This is a genomic window from Micromonospora sp. A3M-1-15 (assembly GCF_024213425.1).
Lineage (GTDB): Bacteria > Actinomycetota > Actinomycetes > Mycobacteriales > Micromonosporaceae > Micromonospora > Micromonospora chersina.
The window spans coordinates 34,538-54,172 of sequence record NZ_JANAVK010000006.1; the positions used below are offsets into that span (position 1 = coordinate 34,538).

General features: G+C 74.1%; 21 protein-coding genes. 8 read left to right on the forward strand and 13 right to left on the reverse strand.

Translation table 11 applies throughout. The features are described from left to right. Positions 1-74 precede the first annotated feature (74 nt). Positions 75-881, forward strand: a complete 807-nt coding sequence (locus NLX85_RS26470; protein WP_254339542.1) for an SDR family oxidoreductase — start codon at positions 75-77, stop codon at positions 879-881. A 32-nt stretch (positions 882-913) separates the two neighbouring features. On the opposite strand, the gene NLX85_RS26475 is transcribed toward NLX85_RS26470, so the two are convergent. The 5 genes from NLX85_RS26475 to NLX85_RS26495 form a co-directional block, all read right to left on the reverse strand. Next, positions 914-1,918 carry an ABC transporter ATP-binding protein gene (locus NLX85_RS26475; protein ID WP_254339544.1) on the reverse strand — a complete coding sequence of 335 codons (1,005 nt, stop codon included), beginning with the start codon at positions 1,916-1,918 and terminating at the stop codon, positions 914-916. Beyond that, positions 1,915-2,979 (reverse strand): ABC transporter ATP-binding protein, encoded by a 1,065-nt coding sequence (locus NLX85_RS26480; protein ID WP_254339546.1) that lies wholly within the window; start codon positions 2,977-2,979, stop codon positions 1,915-1,917. The genes NLX85_RS26475 and NLX85_RS26480 overlap by 4 nt, the downstream gene beginning before the upstream one ends. A gap of 14 nt (positions 2,980-2,993) precedes the next feature. Beyond that, the gene (locus NLX85_RS26485) at positions 2,994-3,983 is read right to left on the reverse strand and encodes an ABC transporter permease (RefSeq protein WP_254339548.1); all 990 of its coding nucleotides are present in this window, start codon (positions 3,981-3,983) and stop codon (positions 2,994-2,996) included. A gap of 61 nt (positions 3,984-4,044) precedes the next feature. After that, entirely contained in the window at positions 4,045-5,790 is a 1,746-nt protein-coding gene (locus NLX85_RS26490) for an ABC transporter substrate-binding protein (RefSeq protein WP_254339551.1), read from the reverse strand. 62 nt (positions 5,791-5,852) lie between these two features. Next, a complete protein-coding gene (locus tag NLX85_RS26495) occupies positions 5,853-6,884 on the reverse strand; it encodes an ABC transporter permease (RefSeq protein ID WP_254339553.1) in 1,032 nt (343 codons plus the stop codon). A 406-nt stretch (positions 6,885-7,290) separates the two neighbouring features. Between NLX85_RS26495 and NLX85_RS26500 the strand changes: the two genes are divergently transcribed. Then, positions 7,291-7,701 carry an SSI family serine proteinase inhibitor gene (locus NLX85_RS26500; RefSeq protein ID WP_254339555.1) on the forward strand — a complete coding sequence of 137 codons (411 nt, stop codon included), beginning with the start codon at positions 7,291-7,293 and terminating at the stop codon, positions 7,699-7,701. Between the two features lie 48 nt (positions 7,702-7,749). On the opposite strand, the gene NLX85_RS26505 is transcribed toward NLX85_RS26500, so the two are convergent. Further along, complete coding sequence (locus NLX85_RS26505) at positions 7,750-8,358, reverse strand: hypothetical protein (RefSeq protein WP_254339557.1); 609 nt, start codon at positions 8,356-8,358, stop codon at positions 7,750-7,752. Positions 8,359-8,483: 125 nt separating this feature from the next. On the opposite strand from NLX85_RS26505, the gene NLX85_RS26510 reads away from it, so the two are divergent. From NLX85_RS26510 to NLX85_RS26520, 3 genes are all read left to right on the forward strand, one after another. Further along, a complete protein-coding gene (locus NLX85_RS26510) occupies positions 8,484-9,506 on the forward strand; it encodes a pentapeptide repeat-containing protein (protein WP_256567588.1) in 1,023 nt (340 codons plus the stop codon). 113 nt (positions 9,507-9,619) lie between these two features. Then, entirely contained in the window at positions 9,620-9,856 is a 237-nt protein-coding gene (locus NLX85_RS26515; protein ID WP_254339566.1) for a preprotein translocase YidC, read from the forward strand. 36 nt (positions 9,857-9,892) lie between these two features. Continuing rightward, on the forward strand, positions 9,893-10,153 hold the full coding sequence (locus tag NLX85_RS26520) for a hypothetical protein (RefSeq protein WP_254339567.1): 261 nt from the start codon (positions 9,893-9,895) through the stop codon (positions 10,151-10,153). 12 nt (positions 10,154-10,165) lie between these two features. Here the strand turns inward: NLX85_RS26520 and NLX85_RS26525 are convergent, their stop codons facing one another. The 3 genes from NLX85_RS26525 to rnhA form a co-directional block, all read right to left on the reverse strand. Further along, on the reverse strand, positions 10,166-10,417 hold the full coding sequence (locus NLX85_RS26525) for a ferredoxin (protein ID WP_374628455.1): 252 nt from the start codon (positions 10,415-10,417) through the stop codon (positions 10,166-10,168). Further along, positions 10,414-11,637, reverse strand: coding sequence for a cytochrome P450 (locus tag NLX85_RS26530; protein WP_254339568.1), 1,224 nt, complete (start codon positions 11,635-11,637; stop codon positions 10,414-10,416). Before NLX85_RS26530 ends, NLX85_RS26525 begins: the two co-directional genes overlap by 4 nt. Positions 11,638-11,725: 88 nt before the next feature. Beyond that, the gene (gene rnhA, locus NLX85_RS26535) at positions 11,726-12,202 is read right to left on the reverse strand and encodes a ribonuclease HI (RefSeq protein WP_254339569.1); all 477 of its coding nucleotides are present in this window, start codon (positions 12,200-12,202) and stop codon (positions 11,726-11,728) included. Positions 12,203-12,270: 68 nt separating this feature from the next. Here rnhA and NLX85_RS26540 point away from each other — a divergent pair, with 68 nt between their 5' ends. Together NLX85_RS26540 and NLX85_RS26545 are read left to right on the forward strand one after the other, a co-directional pair. Beyond that, a complete protein-coding gene (locus NLX85_RS26540; protein ID WP_254339570.1) occupies positions 12,271-13,383 on the forward strand; it encodes a serine hydrolase in 1,113 nt (370 codons plus the stop codon). Positions 13,384-13,463: 80 nt separating this feature from the next. After that, positions 13,464-14,045, forward strand: a complete 582-nt coding sequence (locus NLX85_RS26545) for a dihydrofolate reductase family protein (RefSeq protein ID WP_254339572.1) — start codon at positions 13,464-13,466, stop codon at positions 14,043-14,045. On the opposite strand, the gene NLX85_RS26550 is transcribed toward NLX85_RS26545, so the two are convergent. Beyond that, complete coding sequence (locus tag NLX85_RS26550; RefSeq protein ID WP_254340296.1) at positions 14,030-15,289, reverse strand: lycopene cyclase family protein; 1,260 nt, start codon at positions 15,287-15,289, stop codon at positions 14,030-14,032. The genes NLX85_RS26545 and NLX85_RS26550 overlap by 16 nt on opposite strands. Positions 15,290-15,378: 89 nt before the next feature. Between NLX85_RS26550 and NLX85_RS26555 the strand changes: the two genes are divergently transcribed. Beyond that, the gene (locus NLX85_RS26555) at positions 15,379-16,446 is read left to right on the forward strand and encodes a Gfo/Idh/MocA family oxidoreductase (RefSeq protein ID WP_254339573.1); all 1,068 of its coding nucleotides are present in this window, start codon (positions 15,379-15,381) and stop codon (positions 16,444-16,446) included. A 2-nt stretch (positions 16,447-16,448) separates the two neighbouring features. On the opposite strand, the gene NLX85_RS26560 is transcribed toward NLX85_RS26555, so the two are convergent. From NLX85_RS26560 to NLX85_RS26570, 3 genes are read right to left on the reverse strand one after another with little or no spacing between them, the layout of a single operon-like run. After that, a complete protein-coding gene (locus NLX85_RS26560) occupies positions 16,449-17,405 on the reverse strand; it encodes a DUF1152 domain-containing protein (RefSeq protein ID WP_254339575.1) in 957 nt (318 codons plus the stop codon). Between the two features lie 10 nt (positions 17,406-17,415). Beyond that, positions 17,416-18,681 (reverse strand): MFS transporter, encoded by a 1,266-nt coding sequence (locus NLX85_RS26565; RefSeq protein WP_254339577.1) that lies wholly within the window; start codon positions 18,679-18,681, stop codon positions 17,416-17,418. 42 nt (positions 18,682-18,723) lie between these two features. Continuing rightward, positions 18,724-19,623, reverse strand: a complete 900-nt coding sequence (locus NLX85_RS26570; RefSeq protein WP_254339579.1) for a hypothetical protein — start codon at positions 19,621-19,623, stop codon at positions 18,724-18,726. Positions 19,624-19,635: the final 12 nt, after the last annotated feature.

Below are 19,635 nucleotides of genomic sequence, written 5' to 3' on the forward strand. Positions count from 1 at the left end.
CCGCCCGGCTACCCCGGGCCGGAGCGGTTACACCCGGTCTGGTTCGACTCGCCCGATCCGGGTAGTGCGGCAGCATGCCCCAGCGATACGAGGACTACGACAGGATCGCCGTCGTCAGCGGCGCGGACTCCGGCATCGGCAAGGCCTGTGCGGTGGCGCTCGCCGAGGCCGGGTTCGACATCGGCATCACCTGGTACGGCGACCGGGACGGCGCCGAACGCACCGCCGCCGAGGTGCGCGCCACCGGCCGCCGCTGCGAGGTGGCCGAGCTGGACCTGACCCGGCTGCCCGGGGCGGCCGCGGTCGTTGACGAGCTGGCCGACCGGCTCGGCGGGCTCGGCGTGCTCGTCAACAACGCGGGCACCGGCCTGGCCACGCCCTTCGTCGACGTGGCCTGGGAGCAGTGGCGGGAGGTGCTCGCAGTGGACCTGGACGGGCCGTTCCTCTGCTCCCAGCGGGCGGCCCGGCGGATGCGGGCCGCCGGCCGGGGCGGCCGGATCATCAGCATCACCAGCGTGCACGAGCACGCCCCGCGGGTCGGCTCGTCGGCGTACTGCGCGGCGAAGGGCGGGCTGGGGCTGCTCACCAAGGTGATGGCGCAGGAGTTGGCGGCGGACGGGATCACCGTCAACGCGGTCGCCCCCGGTGAGATCGCCACCCCGATGACCGGCCAGGAGGACGTGGACCCGTTCACCCAGGAACGCCCGGGGGTGCCGGTGGGGCGGCCCGGGGACGCCCGGGAGGTGGCGGCGGTCGTTGCCCTGCTCGCCTCGCCCGCCGCCGCCTACGTCACCGGGGCGTCCTGGCCGGTGGACGGGGGGATGTTGATGATGGGCCCGCAGGCGTCGTCGTTGCCTGACGATTCGTGGCGGTCGGTGTGAGGGGCGGGCCGCCTGCGCGCGCCGGCACCGGGTCAACCCGGCACCGCCTCCCTGGTTTCTGACAGTGCTCCCCTCTCGGGATAGTGGCAGGCGCTGAGCTGCGTTCCGCTGTCGCGGGTGACCAGGGCGGGTTCTTCGGTGGCGCAGCGTTCCTGGGCTTTCCAGCAGCGGGTGCGGAAGCGGCAGCCCGACGGCGGGTTGAGCGGGGTGGGCACGTCCCCGGCGAGGCGGATGCGCCCGGCCGGCCCGAGGGCCGTGACGTCGGGGATGGCCGAGAGCAGGGCCCGGGTGTAGGGGTGCTGGGGCCGTTGGTAGATGTCGTCGCGGTCGCCGATCTCGACGATTGTGCCGAGGTACATGACGGCGACGCGGTGGCAGAAGTGCCGCACGACGGCCAGGTCGTGGGCGATGAAGACGAAGGCCAGGTCGAGGTCGCGTTGCAGGTCGCGCAGCAGGTTGATGACCTGGGCCTGGATGGAGACGTCGAGGGCGCTCACGGGTTCGTCGGCGACGATCAGCTTCGGCCGCAGCGCCAGGGCGCGGGCGATGCCGATGCGCTGGCGCTGCCCGCCGGAGAACTCGTGCGGGTAGCGGTTGTAGTGCTCCGGGTTCAACCCGACCAGCTCCAGCAGTTCCTGCACGCGTTTCTTGATCCCGCCGGGCGGGTTGATGCCGTTGACCTGCAACGGCATGGCCACGATCCGGCCGACGGTGTGCCGGGGGTTCAGCGAGGCGTAGGGGTCCTGGAAGATGATCTGCAGGTCCTGCCGCAACGGCCGCAACGCACCCCGCCGGGCGTGGGTGATGTCCCGCCCCGCGAACTCGATGGTGCCGGCGGTCGGCTCCAGCAGCCGCACCAGCATCCGACCCGTCGTGGTCTTCCCACAGCCGGACTCCCCCACCAGGCCCAGCGTCTCGCCGGGCCGCACGTCGAAGTCCACACCGTCGACCGCCCGGACCAGGCCGCCGGCGCGGAAACCGCCGCGCACCGGGAAGTGCTTGGCGAGGCCACGGATCTTGAGCAGCGGTTCGGTCATCGGGCCACCCCCACCTGGGCGATCTCGTCTCGGTAGAGGCGCTGCCGGGCGGCCTCCGGCAGGTGGCAGGCGACCAGGTGCCCGCGCTCGGTGGCCGGAAGCAGGTCGGGCACCTCGGTGCGGGAGCGGTCGCCGTTGCGGCCGGCGTACCGGCAGCGGGGATGAAACGCGCACCCCGACGGCAGATTAATCAACGACGGCGGATTGCCCTTGATCGGCACCAGATCCGCGTCCGCGTCACCGTGCAACGACGGCACACTCGACAACAATCCCCACGTGTACGGATGCTGCGGCCGCCGCAACACCTGCTCCACACTCCCGTGCTCGACCGCCCGACCCCCGTACATCACCAGCACGTCGTCGGCCACCTGCGACACCACACCCAGGTCGTGGGTGATCAGGATGATCGCCGACCGGAACTCCTCCTGCAGATCACTGAGCAGATCCAGGATCTGCGCCTGCACCGTCACGTCCAACGCCGTGGTCGGCTCATCGGCGATCAACAGATCCGGATCGTTCACCAGCGCCATCGCGATCATCGCCCGCTGCCGCATACCCCCGGAGAACTCGTGCGGATACTGATCGAACCGCTTCCCCGGCTGCGGGATCCCCACCCGACCCAGCATGTCCACCGCGCGGGTGCGGGCCTCCCGCTTCCCGGCCCGCGGATGATGCACCCGGTACGCCTCCGCGATCTGCTTGCCCACCGTGTAGTACGGGTGCAACGCCGACAGCGGGTCCTGGAAGATCATCGCCATGTCCCGGCCCCGCAGCCGCCGCACCTCCTCCTCCGGCAGCCCGACCAACTGACGGCCACCCACCGAGATCTCCCCGGTGATGGCCGCCCGCTTGACGTTGTGCAGACCCAGGATCGCCAGCGACGTCACGCTCTTCCCCGACCCCGACTCCCCCACGATGCCCAACGTGCGACCCCGCTCCACCGAGAACGACACCCCGTCGACGGCCTTCACCACGCCGTCCTCGGTGTCGAACCGCACCCGCAGGTCCGTGACCTGAAGATAGGGACCCTCGCCGGAGCGCGGCACCGGAAGCTCCACCATGTCGATACCTCCCGTCAACTCAGCCGGACCCGCGGGTCGATGACCGCGTAGAGCACGTCGACCACGATGTTGGCGACCACGATGAACACCGCCGCCAGCAGCACGGTCGCCATGACCACCGGCAGGTTGAGGAACTGCACCGCCTCCACGGTGGCCTTGCCGAGCCCCTGGAGGCCGAAGATCGTCTCGGTGATGAACGTGCCGCCGAGGCTGGTGCCGATGTCCAGGCCGGCGATCGTGACGATCGGCGTGACCGCGGCGCGTAGCGCGTGCCGGGTGTGCACCTGCCGGGCGGACAGCCCCTTGGCCCGGGCGGTCCGGACGAAGTCCTCCGACAGCGTCTCCAGCATCTGGGCCCGGGCCAGCCGGGCGTAGAGCGCCGAGTTGAGGAAGCCGAGCGTCATCCAGGGCAGCAGCAGCCCCACCGCCCAGCGGGCCGGGTTCTCCGTCAACGGGGTGTAGCTGGGGAACGGCAGCAGCCCGGTGGCGTAGACCAGCAGGTAGAGCAGGATCAGGCCGAAGAAGTAGACCTGCATGGAGGCGCCGGCCAGGGTGACCCCGATGGCGGCCCGGTCGAGGGCCGTGCCTCGGCGCAACGCCGACACCATGCCCAGCGAGACGCCCAGGGTCAGCCACAGCACCGCGCCGCCGAGGACGATGCTGAAGGTCACCGGGGCGCGCTGGACGATGATGCTGGTGACCGGCTGGTTGTTGCGGAACGAGTAACCCAGGCAGGGCGCCGGGCAGTCCTGCCGGAAGTCCCCCTCGCCGTACGTGCGGCCGACGAAGACGCCCTTGACGAATTCCGTGTACTGGCGCGGCAGCGGCTGGTCGATGCCGAGCCGCCGCTCGACCTGGGCGATGTCCGCGGCGGTGCAGTTCTTGCCGCACATCACCTTGGCCGGGCTGCTCGGCACCGCGAAGAAGAGACCGAAGGTGACGAGGCTGATCACGGCGAGGGTCACCGCGGCGACGAGCAGCCGCCGGACGACGAATCGGAGCACGGGAGACCTCCCCCGGTGGACGGGTGGGGGCGGTCCGGCGTGGACCGCCCCCACGGGACGGTCACTGCTTCACGTGGATGCCGTTGAGCGAGATGATGCCGAAGGCGTCGCTGAGGAACGCGTTGCCGACCTTCGAGCCGTGCAGCTCGTAGGTGGCGTCGTAGTAGCAGGGCACGACCGGGGCGTACTCCCGCATGATCTTCTCGTCCAGGGCCATCCAGGCGGCGTCCTGCTGGGCGGCGGGCAGGTTGCGCACCCGGTCGACCTCCGCGCTGACCGACGGCTCGTTGAGGTACGAGACGTTGTTGTTGCCCTCGTCGACGATCTCCCGGCCGTCGTAGACGGGCGGGATGATGGTGGAGCCGGTCGGCCAGTCCGAGCCCCAGCCGCTGAGGTAGAGGTCGTACGGGTTACCCTTGCGGCCGATCTCGTCGTAGTAGCTGGTGCTGTCGATGGGCTTCATGACGATGTCGAAGCCCATGTCGGTGAGGTTCTTCCGGATCGCCTCGGCCTGCTGGGTGCGCAGCTCGGTGTTGGAGTGGGCGAGCACCAGCTTCGGCTTCTTCCCGGCCAGCAGCTCGGTGACCTTCGCCTTGTCCCCGGTGACCGGGGCGTTGAACACGTCGTACTTCTGCCAGCCGGCGGTGGTCGGCGACATGAGCGTGGTGGCCGGACTGCCGGCGGCCTGCCCGCCGATCGCCTTCAGCGCCGCGTCCTTGTCCACGGCGTAGTTGAGCGCGCGGCGGACGGTCAGGTCGGTGACCCGCTGGGTGTTGATGCTGAGCACCCAGGTGTACTGGGTCGGGCCCTTGACCACCCGCTCGACGACCCCGGCGGTGGTGGTCCGGGGCAGCACCGCCGGCGGCACGTCGGTCCAGCTCAACGCGGCCTGGTCGGCCGGGGCGTCGGCGACCAGCCGCTCGGCGATCTGCGCCTGCTCCAAGCCGAAGGTGACCCGGATGGCGTCCGGGTAGGCGTTGCGGATCGGGTCGGTCTTCGGGTCCCAGTTCGGGTTGCGCTCCAGCTCCAGCGCCACGTCCCGCTCGTAGGACTTGACCTTGTACGGGCCGGACGAGAACGGCCGCAGGTCGTAGTTGGCCCGGGTGTCCTTGGCGGCCGGCACCGGGGCGGTGGTGGGCAGCGCGGCCGCGTACGGCAGGTCGCAGTGCGGCTGCGGGAAGGTGAACCGGATGGTCCGGTCGTCGGGCGTCTCGACGCCGTCCGGCGTCGCCTTGCCACCGTCGTACGGACCCTTGTAGGTGGCGTTGTACGCGGCGTCCGGGTAGAGCCACTGCTGGATGTAGTGCGGCCCCTCGTTGAGGTTCGCGGCGAACGAGCGGGCCAGGCCGTACGCGACGTCCTTGCTGGTCACCGGGGAGCCGTCCTCGTACTTCACCCCGTCGCGCAGGGTGAACTCCCAGACCTTGCAGTCGTTGTTGACGTCCTTGCCGGGGTTGGTGGCCAGGTCGCCGACGAGCAGCAGCTTGCCGCTGCCGTCCTCCTTGTAGCCGTTGAGCGCCCGGTAGAGCAGCCCGCCGGTCACCTGCTGCGTGTTGACGTAGTTGCGGGCCGGGTCGAGGTGCTCGAAGTCGGAGTTCTGCATGACGGTGAGCGTGCCGCCGGCCTTGGCGCCGTCGACCGCCTTCGCCGGCCCCTGGTTGTCGGCCGCCTCGTAGGAGATCGAGCCGGTCTGGGTCTTCGCCTTCTCGTCGCTGCCGCCTCCGTCGTCGGTGGTGGGGCTGCAACCGGCGGCGACGAGCGCCGCCGCGGCCAGGACACCGGTCAGTGTCCGGGTTCGTGTACGCACGGGTGTGCTCCCTTCCCGCCCGGCGGCCCCCGCCGGCCGGGCGTGTCGATGGCCGTGGGGGGTTACCGGGTGGACCGGGGATCCAGCGAGTCGCGCAGCGCGTCACCGAAGAGGTTGAACGCCAGGACCAGCAGGAAGATCGTCAACCCGGGGAACAGGGTGTACCAGGGGTCGCTCGCGACGTAGCCGATGCTGTTGTAGATCATGCGGCCGAGGTCGGGCGTGGGTTCGGTGACGCCGATGTTGACGAAGGCCAGCGCCGCCTCGATGGCGATGAACTGCGGCACGTTGAGCGAGACGGTGACCAGGATCGGCGCCCAGATGTTCGGCAGCAGCTGCCGGAACAGCAGGTGCCCGGTGCCGGCGCCGGCGGCCCGGGCGGCCTCGACGAACTCCCGCTCGCGCAGCGAGATCACCTGGCCGCGGACCAGCCGCGCCGTGTAGGTCCAGCTGAACAGGCCGAAGGTGGCGATGATCAGGGCGACCCGGAAGGCGGGCGGCGGCGCCTCCCGTTCGGTGTAGAAGCGATCCTGGAGGATCGGGATCACGGCGAGGGCGAAAATGAGGAACGGAAACGCCAGGGTGAGGTCGATCAACCAGTTCACCGCGGTGTCCAGCCAGCCCCGTGCCCAGCCGGCCAGCACGCCGACCGCAACCCCGATGAACGACGCCACCAGGGCCGAGGCGAAGGCGATGAACAATGACGTGCGCAGGCCGTACACCAACTGGAGCAGGATGTCCCGACCGCTGCCGGGTTCGAGCCCGAGCCAGTGGTCGGCGTTGATGCCGCCGGCGTAGCCGATCGGCATTCCGAAATCGTTGAGCCGGCCGACGAACTTGTCGGTGGGATCGATTCCGGTGAGCCGGCCGAGCAGTGGCGCGCCGAGCGCCACGAGGCCGGCGACGGCCAGCGTGAGGGCGCTGAGCCGGGCCGTCCGGTCCCGTTTGAGACGCAGCCAGGCGAGCTGGTTGGGCGATCGGCCGACGATCTCCCGGCGCTCGGCGCCGGGTGGGGCGGTGGCGCTGACGGCCGGGTCCGGCGCGCCCGGATCGCCGGGTGCGGTCAACGACGGTGGGTGGGACAGGTCGCTCATGAGGAGTCCTCCCGACGGCGACGAGAAACGTCCTGCCACTCGACGGTAAACCGCTTCTGAACCGCACTTCGAATCGTTACGGTAACGGCCGGATCGGTTGTCAGGAATAGGCAACGATACGGTTTACGGAATGCGTCGCCGCAATAACGGCCGACTTCGGTTGTCATCCGTTCGGCCATTCGCGCGACAGTTCCGCAATGGTTCTCGGCAGGGTCCGATCCCGGTTGTCAACCGATCGGACATTTCCCGGCGCCGCTGTCACACCCGCCGTCCGCGCAGGCCGGGGGTGCAACACTTCGTGACGCTTCGCGTTCACACCGTCCACCTAGGGTTCTCGTCGGCCCGGTCGCACGACGTCCGGGCCGACACCCGGCCCCGACCCGGGGCCCCGACGGGAGGACGACCCATGCCCTTCGCCCGACGTACCGCGGCCCTGGCCCTGGCCGCCGCGCTCGGCTGCCTCGCCGCGACTGTCGCACCGGCGGCGGCCGGCGCGGCGCCGCGCCCCGGCCCGGAGACCCCCTCGGCGCTGCTGCTGACCGTCGAGGGCGGCGACGACGACATGCGCGCCACCCTGCTGGTCTGCGGCCCCGCCGGCGGGCTGCACCCCGACCCGGCGACCGCGTGCCGGCTCGTCGCCCGCGTCGACGGCCACCTCGACGCGCTCGACGTGCGGCCCGGCCCGTGCACCCGCGAGTACGCCCCGGTCACCGCCCGGGCGGTGGGCTTCTGGCAGGACCGGCCGGTCGCGTACACCCGGACCTTCGACAACCGGTGCGAGCTGCGCCGCGGCACCGACGCGCTGTTCGACTTCTGAGCCGGACCGGGGCGGCGCCCACCGTGCGCGGGCGCCGCCCCGGTCCGCTCAGTGGGTCATCGAGATCGAGGCCCCGTTTATGTACGCGAGCTGCGCCGCGAAGGCCACCAGCGCGACCGGCACGCCCACCAGCACGGCCGGACCGGTCGACAGGCCGGCCAGCCCGGCCAGCAGGGCGGCGCCGAGGCCGAGCAGCAGCGCGTTGACCGCGCCGACCAGCGCGGCGGCGGTCAGCAGCAGCTGCCACCGGCCGGGCCGGGCGCCCACCGCCGTCCAGGCGGACCGCATCTCGCCCCCGCGCGTCGCCGCGTCGGCGAAGAAGTCCTGGTCGCCGGCGAGCCGCTGGTGGTACCAGGCCCGGATCCGCTGCATCCGTTGCAGGTCCAGGGAGTTCTCCACCATGTTCTGCACCAGCCGGCCGAAGGTGAGCAGGCCGGTGACCACCAGGGTGGGCAGCACCGCGCCCAGGTACGGCCGGAGCAGCGAGCCGCTGCCGGAGACGAAACCCAGGCCGATGAGCGCGGCGGAGAGCAGCGACAGGAAGACCGTGGTCCGGCCCACCGACTCGGCGACCGTGGCGCTGCGGCCGGTCTGGAGCACGAAGTGCTCGGTGGTGAGGGCGGTGAGCAGCGCCTGCTCCCGCGCGTCGTCGTCCATCCCTCCGCCCTCCGGTGCCGGTCACCGCCACCATACGGAGAGCCACCGCGCCGCCGGGCCGGAACCGGGCGGCCCCGTCACACCCCCGCGCCCCGCCGGCCGTTTCCGGTGGCCCGGGGCGGAGAATGGCGGCGGGCGCGGCGGTCGCGGCCGGCGGGAACGGGCGGGAGGCCGGAGGCGTGTCCGAGGCGGAGGACCAGCGGCGCGGGCCCGCGGCTCAGCACGGCGAGGCCCGCCGCGCGGGCGGCGGCGACCGGGAGCTGCGCGCCGACTGCGCGCGCTGCTTCGGGATCTGCTGCGTCGCGCCGGCGTTCGCCGCCTCCGCCGACTTCGCGCTCGACAAGCCCGCCGGGCAGCCCTGCCCGAACCTGCGCGCCGACTCCCGCTGCGGCGTCCACGGGGACCTGCGGCAGCGCGGCTTCCCCGGCTGCACCGTCTTCGACTGCTTCGGCGCCGGCCAGCACCTCGCGCAGGGCACCTTCGGCGGGCGCGACTGGCGGGCCGACCCGGCGACCGCGCGGCGGATGTTCGACACCTTCGCGGTCATGCGACCCCTGCACGAGCTGCTCTGGTATCTGACCGAGGCGCTGGCGCTGACCCCGGCCGGGCCGCTGCGGGACGAGCTGGCCGCCGCCCTCACCGAGACCGGACGGCTCACCGACGGCACCCCGGAGGAGCTGCTCGCCGTCGACGTCGACGCGCAGCGGGACCGCGTCAACCGGCTGCTGTCCCGGGCCGGCGAGCAGGCGCGGGCCGGCCGGGCCGGCGTGGACCGGCGCGGCGCCGTGCTGATCGGCGTGGACCTGCGCCGGGCCGGGCTGGCGGGCGCGAACCTGCGCGGCGCCTGCCTCATCGGCGCGGACCTGCGCGGGGTGGACCTCGGCGCGGCCGACCTGACCGGGGCGGACCTGCGCGGCGCGGACCTGCGCGGGGCCGATCTCGGCGACTGCCTGTTCGTGCACCAGTCCCAGCTCGACGCGGCCCGCGGCGACCACCGGACGGTCCTGCCCGGGGGGCTGCACCGCCCGGCGCACTGGTCCCTGACCGTCACCCCGGTCGGCTCGCCCGGGGCCACGCGGTCGTCCGGCGGGCGGCCGGGAGGCGGGCGCCCGACGGGCGGCCGTTCCGGGGGCCGGCGTCGCCGCTGACGGCGCCCCCGTTCGCCGGACGGGGCGGCCGGGTTTCGCGGCGACCCCGCCGGGTAGGCGGCGTCACCGCGCGACGGACGGGAGGCGATCCGGTGAAGCCCGAGACACGGCCAGTGAAATACGAGACACGGCAGAGCAGGCAGCCGGTCGATTTGGCGCACGCCGAGGACGAGGCCGGCCAGGCCCGGCTGGTCCAGGTCGAGGCGGACACCGACGTGCCGGCGCCGGAGCCGGGTGCGCCGAAACCGGACGAGGTGACCGAGGACGACGGTTCCGGCATGGCCGGCGGCTCCTCGGGCAGCAGTTCCGGCGGCTCGTCGATGCCGACGCACCCGGACGCGGCCCGCTGAGCGTTTGCCTCCGGACGGGACGGGCAGGAGTGCGACATGACGAGTGAAGAGTCCTTCGGCCGCGCCGCCACCGACGAGCCCGACGGCGCGACCGCGTACGAGGCGTCGCTGCGCCCGCCGGGCCAGTCCCTGCACAGCACCGACGACACCGGCGACGACTTCGCCGACCTGCCGGCCGAGGAGCGCCGCTCCGCCCGGGAGGTCAGCCGGGCCGGCTACGACGTGGCGGAGGTCTCCGGCACCGCGGACCCGGCGAACGAGCCGGAGGAGATCGAGGAGGGCCGCCCGGAGCGGTGAGCGGCACCGCGGTCACGGCGTCGCGGGCGCCTCCGGGGAGCCAGCCGCCGCGGAATGCTCCGGCCGGGGCGCGACGCTGATCGCCCCGGCCGGGCAGAGCTCCACGGCGAGCCGCACCCGGTCGAGGGTGTCGGCCGCCGGCTCGGCCCGGCGCAGCAGCACGAGGCCGTCCTCGTCGTCCTGGTCGAAGACCTCCGGCACGGTCACCACGCAGTTGCCCGCGCCGCAGCAGCGGTCCCGGTCCACCCGCACGGCCGCGCTCACCACGTCACCGGCAGCGCGTCGAGGCCGTAGACGACCGAGCTGTCCCGGGTCGGCAGCCGCCCGGTCGTGGTGGCCGGCCGCAGCCGGGGGAACCGGCGGGCCAGCTCCACGAGGGCGATCCGCAGCTCCGCGCGGGCGAGGGGCTGGCCGATGCACTGGTGCACCCCGAAGCCGAACGCGACGTGCTGCTGCGCCGCCCGGTACGGGTCGAACTCGTCCGGCCGGTCGAAGGTCCCCCGGTCCCGGTTGGCCAGGGAGAGCACCGCGATGGCCCCCTCCCCGGCCCGGATCAGCCGCCCGCCGATCTCGACGTCCTCGGTGGCCAGGCGGGGCAGCCCGGTGCGCACGATGGTGAGGTAGCGCAGCAGCTCGTCGACCAGGCCGTCGGCGTGCCCCGGGTCGTCGCGGAGCGCGGCGTACCGGGCGGGGTGGCGGAGCAGCAGCAGGGTGCTCAGCCCGATCATGTTGGCGGTGGTCTCGTGGCCCGCGATGAGCAGCAGCACGGCCATGCCGACCAGCTCGTCGACGGCCAGTTCCCCGGTGTCCACGCGGTCCCGGGCGAGTCGGCTGAGCAGGTCGTCGGCGCGCTCACCGGTGGCCACCTTCGCCTCGACCAACCGGTGCAGGTAGTCGCGCAGCTCCCGGACGTGCCGCTGGACCCGCTCCGGCGGGGCGTCCCGGTCGATGAGCGTCCGGCTGCGCTCCTGGAAGAAGTCGTGGTCGGCGTACGGGACGCCGAGCAGGTGGCAGATGACCATCGACGGCACCGGCAGGGCGACGTGCGCCACGAGGTCGGCGGGCGGGCCGGCGGCGTGCAGCTCGTCCAGCGCCCGGTCGACGGTCTGCCGGATCAGCGGCTCGATCCGCCGCACGTTCCTGATCATGAATTCGGCGGTGAGCATCCGGCGCAGCCGGGCGTGCTCGGCGCCGTCCATCCGGATGAAACCGCCCCGGCGGTCGCCGAACGCGCCGGGCGGGATCCGGCGCAGCAGCGGGAAGCCCGGCCGGGTCAGGTCGGCGCTGAAGCCGGGGTGGCGCAGCATCTGTTTGACGTCGGCGTGCCGGGTGACCAGCCAGGCCGTCGCGTCGGTGGGGAGCCGGACCCGGGTGACCGGGCCGGCGAACCGCCGCCGCTCCCCCACGTCGAGCGGGACGAGCGGGTCGCGGTCGAGGTTGGTCGGGGGCCAGAGCGGCAGGTCGGTGAGGGGCGCAACGGTCACGCGGACACCTCCGGGAGGGCGACTGTCCGTGACGGCATCGATCCGCTACGTTACCCATCGACCGGGGTCGACACAACCCGCTGCGGGTTCAGCGGGCGACCGGCGCCGCCGACCGCGCCTCGGTCATCCCCCGGTTGGCCAGCGCGTCGGCCCGCTCGTTCTCCGGGTGTCCGTTGTGGCCCTTCACCCAGAGCCAGGTCACGTCGTGCCGGGCGCAGGCCGCCTCCAGCCGCTGCCACAGGTCGGCGTTCTTCACCGGCTGCTTCGCCGCGGTCAGCCAGCCGTTGCGCTTCCAGGAGGCGAGCCAGCCGGTGATGCCGTTGCGCACGTACGTGCTGTCGGTGTGCAGCCGCACGGTGACCGGGCGGGTCAGGCTCTCCAGCGCCCGGATCGCGGCGGTCAGCTCCATCCGGTTGTTCGTGGTCGGGGTCGCCTCGCCGCCGCACAGCTCGCGCTCGTGCCCGCCCCAGCGCAGCAGCACGCCCCAGCCCCCGGGGCCGGGGTTGCCGCTGCACGCCCCGTCGGTCCAGATCTCCACGACCCCGCCGGTCGCCGCCTCCGCCATGCCGGCAACCTACCCGCCGCCGGAAAACCGCACGACACCGCCGGGAGTATCTGGCAGCGTCACCGATCATGGACGAACCGTGGGACGGCCTGCGGGCCGAGGTACGCACGGCGATCGACGACCTCGTGACCTCCGGGCGGGAGGCCGGCGTGCAGGTGGCCGCGTACCTGGACGGCGCGCCGATCGTCGAGGAGCAGGCCGGACCGGCCGACACCACCACCGGCCGGCCGCTGACCGCCGACACCCCGGTGCACGCCGTCTCCACCGGCAAGGGGCTCACCGCCACCGTGGTGCACACGCTGGCCGAGCAGGGGCGGCTCGACTACGACCTGCGCGTCGCCGACGTGTGGCCGGAGTTCGCCCGGCACGGCAAGGACGCCATCACCCTGCGGCACGCGCTCACCCACACGGCCGGGCTGCCGGCCCTGCCCGCCGACGTCACCCCGGCGGACTTCGCCGACTGGGAGCGGATGTGCGGGCTGCTCGCCGACGCCGAGCCGCTCTGGGCACCCGGCGAGCGGCTGGCGTACCACGCCTGGACGTGGGGCTGGCTGGTCGGCGAGGTGGTCCGGCGGGTCACCGGGAAACCGGTGTCGCAGGTGCTGGCCGAGGAGGTGGCCGGGCCGCTCGGGGTGGCCCGCGAGCTGTTCCTCGGCGTGCCCGAGGCCGACCTGCCGCGGCTGGCCCGGCTGGAGGACGCCGGCCTGTCCGCCCTCATGACGTACGCCAGCGCGAACCTGCCGAACTTCGACGCGGTTGCGCCGCCGCACGTCCGCCCGGACGCCACGACCGGCAGCCGCCCCGAGCTGCTGCGGGCCGACGTGCCGGCGGTGGGCACGATGTCGGCCCGCGCGGTCGCCCGGATGTACGCGGCGCTGCTCGGCCCCGTCGACGGGGTGCGGCTGATCTCGCCGGACCGCCTCGCCGAGGTGTCGGCGGTGGCGGTGCGGGGCGAGGACTGGGTGTTCGGCGCGGAGGTGACCTTCGGCCTCGGCTACGCCGTCGACGCGGACGGCTCGTTCGGCACCGCGGGCAGCGGCGGCAGCCTGGCGTTCGCGTACCCGGAGCTGGGGTTGACCGTGGCGGCGGTGCGCAACCGGCTCGGCGCCGGCGACGGCGACCCGATGGAGCGGCTGCGGGTGCTGGTCCGCGACCGGGTGGCCGCGGAACTCGGCCGCTGACCGCTGTCGAAACCGGCGGTCGCCGAACGTGTCAGGGGTGGAGGGCCGGCAGCGGGCCGGCCCCGCCCCGAGGGAGCGGCATGCCGAAGATCATCGTCACCGAGAACGTCAGCCTGGACGGCGTCATGCAGGCACCCGGACGCCCCGACGAGGACACCCGGGACGGCTTCACGCGGGGCGGCTGGGCGGTGCCCTACAACGACCCGGTCCTGGGGCGGAAGATGGGCGAGGGCATGGCCTCCACCGGGGCGCTGCTGCTGGGCCGCCGCACCTGGGCCGACTTCGCCGGCTACTGGCCCCGGCAGACCGGCAACCCGTTCACGCCGGTGCTCGACGCGCTGTCCAAGTACGTCGCCTCGACCACGCTGCACGAGCCGCTACCGTGGGTGAACTCGCACCTGCTGAAGGGCGACGTGATCGAGGCGGTGCGGGAACTGAAGGCGCAGCCGGGGCCGGACATCGCGGTCCTGGGCAGCGGTGAGCTGGTCCGGTCGCTGCGCCGGCACGGGCTTGTCGACGCGTACGTGCTGCTGGTCCACCCGGTGGTGCTGGGCGGGGGGCGGCGGCTGTTCGACCCGGGCGACGAGCCGGGCGAGCTGCGGTTGACCGACAGCGTCACCACGACGACCGGTGTGGTGATCGCCCGCTACGAGCCGGCCTGACCGGCGGTCCGCGGCGCGGCCTCCGGCACGGGGGCGGGGGCCGGGCCGCGGCGCACCCGGGCGCGCAGCCGGTCGACGGCGTCGCCGAGCACCGCGCCTGTCATCGGCAGCAGCGGGCTGGACCGCATCACGGCCAGGTCCTCGGCCGGTGCGGTGGCGCCGTCGAGGAAGCGCAGCACCCGCTCCGGCGGGTTGCGGTCGAAGAGCCGCTCGAAGAACTCCACCCCGCCGACGTGCCCGCGGTCCAGGGCGCGCAGCGCCACGGCGTCCATCCACAGGTGACGACGGGGGTACGCGGGCGCCGGCACCGGCGGCCGGCCCGCCGCGAGGGCCCCGGCGACCTGCTCGGCCTGGCGGAGCATCGCGGAGAAGGTGAACCCGGTGGACGGGCGGGTGGCGCCGCCGGCGGTGCCGAGCCGGACCACCCGCGGCGAGGGGCGGGCGACGAACGGGCCGTCGGTCATCGGGATCACGCCGTCCTCCACCTCGCGCACCCGCAGCCGGCCCAGATCCAGGCCGAGCAGGCCGGCGTACCCGCGCAGCGCCGCGTCGTACCCCGCGTCGGTGAGCACGGCCGGACCGAACTCGGTGTACTCGACCAGGGCGTAGCGGTCGTCGACCGGCAGCACGTAGCCGAAGGAGACGCCCCGGGCGGGCTGCGGGGTGCGGAAGTCCATGAGCACGGCCCGGCCCGGGTCGAAGGTGGGCCGGTCGGCCGCCAGCCACCAGCCGCGGAAGTGCTGCAACCAGCGGGTCCGCCCCGGCCGGGCCGGCGGGCGGGGCCGGGAGTCGAGCACCCAGCCGGCCCGGACCAGCGGCCGCCCCTCCGGGTCGTGCACGGTCACCCGGTCGCCGTCGTCGGCCAGCGCGCCGGCCGGAGCGCCGATCCGCACCGCGCCCAGCCGCCGTTCGGCCGCGGCAGCCCGGTCGTAGACCGGGCCGGAGCGGAGCATCGCGTACCGCAGCGGGGTGAGCGGCAGGACGCGGCGGCCGGCGGTCGTGACCACGTCGACCTGCGACCAGCTCGCGCTCAGCAGCGGGTCGAGGTCGCCGCCGGGGGCGCCCCAGAACGCCCAGGTGCGGTCCTGGCCGCGCTTGTGCACCGGGTCGACCACGGCGACCCGCAGGCCGGTCAGGTCGTGCCGGTCCAGGGCGGCCAGGACCAGGGAGGCGGCCCCGCCGCCGCCCACCAGCGCGAGGTCGACCTCGACCGGGGTTGGGTGCACCCGCCCACGCTGCCACACCCCGGAAACGGCCGCCGCCCGGGACCCGCCGTCCCGACCTGGGCGGGCCGCGTAGATTCGCAGGTGGATCACGACGACGGGGGACGGACATGGGGCGGGCGCCGCTGCGGGTGGGGTTGCTGGGGTACGGGATCGCCGGGCGGGTGTTCCACGCCCCGCTGGTCGCCGCCACCCCCGGCCTCCGGCTGGACGCGGTGGTCACCCGGGACCCGGAGCGCCGCGCGCAGGTGAACGCCGAACACCCGGACGCCCGGGTGCTCGACGACGCCGACCAGCTCTGGCAGGCCGCCGACACCCTCGACCTGGTCGTGGTGGCCACGCCCAACCGGCAGCACGTGCCCATGGCACGGGCCGCGGTGGCGGCCGGGCTGCCGGTCGTGGTGGACAAGCCGCTCGCGCCGACCGCCGCCGAGGGACGGGCGCTGGTCGCCGAGGCGGCCGCCGCCGGGGTGCCGCTCACCGTGTTCCAGAACCGCCGCTGGGACGGTGACTTCCTGACCGTGCAGCGGCTGGTCGAGGCCGGCGAGCTGGGCCGGGTGGCCCGCTTCGAGTCCCGGTTCGAGCGGTGGCGGCCGGCGATCAAGCCGGGCTGGCGGGAGAGCGCCGCGCCCGGCGAGGCCGGCGGCGCGCTGTTCGACCTCGGCGCCCACCTGGTCGACCAGGCGGTACGGCTGTTCGGGCCGGTGCAGCGGGTCTACGCCGAGGTGGATCGGCGCCGGCCCGACGCTGAGGTCGACGACGACGCGTTCGTGGCGCTCACCCACACCGGCGGGGTCCGCTCCCACCTGTGGATGAGCGCGGTCACCGCGCAGCTCGGCCCGCGCTTCCGGGTGCTCGGCGACCGGGCCGCCTACACGACCTACGGGCTGGACCCGCAGGAGGCGGCGCTGCGCGACGGCGGCCGGCCGGGCACGCCGGGCTGGGGTGAAATCGACGCCGACCGGTACGGGCGGCTCGGCGCCGACGGCGAGCTGCGGGCGGTCCCCACCGAGGCGGGCCGCTACCAGGACTTCTACGCCCAGCTGGCGGCCGCGCTGCGGGACGGCGCGCCGCTGCCCGTGGACCCGGCGGACTCGGTCGGCGTGGTCGAACTGATCGAATTGGCGCACCAGGCGGCGGCGCAGGGCGTCACCCTGCCGGTGCCGCCGCTGCCCTGACCTCAGTGCGGGAACGCCCGGGGTACCCGGGTGCGCACCTCGGCGCGGAACGCCTCGATCCGCGAGGCGACCTGCCGCACGCCGACGGTGTGTTCCAGCCGGTCGAGGTAGAGAGAGCGGCGGGCCAGCCCGGCCAGGTCGAAGCTGAAGTAGACCGCCATCAGCGGGTTGACGAACAGCGTGCTTCCCCGGGTGCGCCGGGTGACGTGCACGTCCCCGTCGGCGCCCCGGGTGGCGGCGGCGATCTGCCCGTGCACGATGCTCGGCCGCAACGGCGTGGCCGCCTGCCCGTACGCCACCGCCTCCCGGTACAGCTCGGCCTCCTGGCTGGCGCCCGGGATGGACAGCGCGCCCAGGTACGCGCCGTCCCGGTCGAGCGCCGCGATGTTCTCCAGCACCTGAGTGTGGTTGACCCCGTGATACGCGTCGATGCCGAATCCCAGGCAGACCACAAGCCGCACCGGAACGTCCAGCCCGGCGACGGCGGCGAGGCTGGTCATGTCCTCGACGGGGGTGCCGAGGCCCGCCTCGTCGCCGCGCATGAGGATGTCCGTGCCACCGTCGACCAGCACCACCGCGTCGATGCCGAGCGTGTCGACCAGGTGTCGGTAGGCGTCCCGCAGGGGCTGCACGCCGACGCTCGGGAAGGCGTACACGGTCGAGGGCTGGTCGCGGGTGGCGAGCCAACGGGCCAGGGCCCGTTCCGGGAAGTAGTCGTCCGGGCCGGCGGTGTCGGGGGTTACGGCGGCGACGTACGGCCCGGCCCACGCCTCGAGGTCGAGCAGTTCGAGCTGGGTGAAGGAGAGGTTGGCCAGGTGGACGGTGTGCCCGGCGTCGCGCAGCGCCACGGCCAGCGGGAGGCCCGCGTACACGTCGAAGCCGCCGCCCGCCCCGGCGACCAGCACGGTCCGGGCCGGCTCCAACGCGGCGAACAGCGGCGGCACAGCGAGGGACGGCATCCGCTTCCTTTCAGCCGACCGACGCCGGGGTCTCCCGGCCGTCCGGGGTCGGGTCGGCGTACGCGGCGGCCACGGTGGCCCGGTCGAACACCCGCCAGGTCGCGGCGATCACCGCCACGGCCACCACGAACCCCACCCAGTAGGGCGCGGTGATCCCGTACCGGTCGGCGAGCAGGCCGCCCAGCAGCGCGCCGACGCAGTTGCCGCCCGCCGCGATGAACAAGTTGGTGCTGCCCACCCGGCCCATCAGCGCGGGCGGGGTGAGCCGCTGGCGCAGCGAGTTCGCCACCATGTTCCACAGCGCGCCGTGCACCCCGAAGGCGAACAGCGCCAGCCCGACCACCACGGCGCTGCGCGAGGCGGCCAGGGCCAGGTGCAGGCCGGCCTCGACGAGCAGGCCGACCCGGACGGTCCAGGTCGCGGTGATGGTGGCGACCAGCCGGTCACCGACCGCCGAGCCGAGCAGCCCGCCCACGGCCATGCAGGTGAACAGCGCGCCGTAGCCGACCGAACCGAGGCCCAGCCGGTCGGTGGCGAGCAGCACGAGCACCGCGAGGGCGGCGGTCAGGGTGACGTTGAGCAGCCCGATGAGCAGGGTCATGGTGCGCAGCAGCCGCTGGGACAGCAGCCACCGGAACCCCTCGGCGACCTCCGCGCGCACCGAGCGGCGCCCGCCCGCCCCCGGCGAGCCCCGGTACGACCCGGCGAGCAGGCCGACGAGGACGGCGCTGAGCGCGTACGTGCCGGCGTTGACGGCGAACGGGATGGCCGCGGCCACCACGAAGAGGAAGCCGCCGAGCGGGCCGGCGACCATGTTCTGCATGATCTGGGTGCCGCCGCCGAGCCAGCCGTTGGCCCGTTCCAGCCGGGACCGGGGCACCACCGCGGGCACGACCGCCTGCGCGGCGGTGCGGAACACCACCTCGCCGGTGTTGACCACGAACAGCACCGCGTAGAGCAGTGGCACCCCGGCCCGGTCGGTGACCATCGCGGCGGCCAGCACGGCCAGCACGGCCACCCGCAGCCAGTCGATGACCACCATGAGCCGGCGCCGGTCGACCCGGTCCACCAGCACCCCGCCGGGCAGCGCGAACAGCAGCCAGGGCAGCCAGGCCACCGCGGCGCCGGCCGAGACGGTCAGCGGGTCGTCGGTCTGCGAGGCGACGTAGAGCGGGGCGGCCACCGTGGCCATGCCGCTGCCCAGCGCCGACAGGGTGCTGGCGGTCCAGAGCCGGGCGAAACGCCCGTCGAGCCGATCCCCCGTGGTCCCCGTCACGGCGAGCGAACCTACCAGGGATCGGACGCCGCGCCGACCGGGTTACGGCACCGGAAGGACCAGCTCACCGTTGCTCGGCGGGGGGCCAGCCGGGGCGAGGCCCGCCGCGAGCCGCTCCCAGGCTCCGACGCCGCCGTGCAGCGGCCAGGCCCGGTTTCGGCCCAGGTCGCGTGCCGCCTGGCGCAACGCGGCGGCGAACTGCTGCGACGCGGCGGCCAGCCGCGCGGGCGCGACATCGCTGCGGCCCGCGAGGGCGTCCATCCGCTCGGAGTACGCGCGCAGCTCCCGTCGTTCCCCGGCGGCGACCGGCGCGGGGTCGACGGGAGGTGCCAGAACCAGCACCGGCGGTCGGGTCCCCTCGGCCAGCGCGGCGACGATCCGGTCGTGGCCGTCGAGGACCAGCAGCGCCTGGAGGCCGCTGACCCACCAGAGCAGCACGGGCGGCAGCGTCCCCTCGCGGACCTGCCGGCGCCACGCCCGCACCCGGGAGCTGTCCGACGGGGCGAGGCGCCGCAGCGGAAGGATGTCCCGCTGGTCCTCGGCGGGGTGGCCGTAGCCGAACCAGGTGATGTGGCCACGGTCCGGATCGACCACCGGTAGCCGCTGCCAGTGACCCGGGACCGCCCAGTGCGGCATGCCGGGGGTGAGGTTCCAGCGTCCCCGGTGCAACGGCCCGTCCTCGGCCTCGGCGAGCCAGCTGACGAACCGGTGGGCCCATCGGGCTGGTCGGTCCCCGTCGCCGCCGGTGTCCCCGACCCGGCGGGCTTGGGCGGCACTGATCGGTGGGAGCGGCGAGCGGTAGCCCTCGGCCCGGACGTAGTGGACGCCGTGATGCCAGGGATGTTGTCGCGCCAGCAGGACGACCCGGTCGGCCTGGCGGATCAGGAAGCGCCGGCCACCCGCCACCTCCACCCGCAGACCGGGACGCGCCGGCGTCTCCACCTCCAGGGCCAG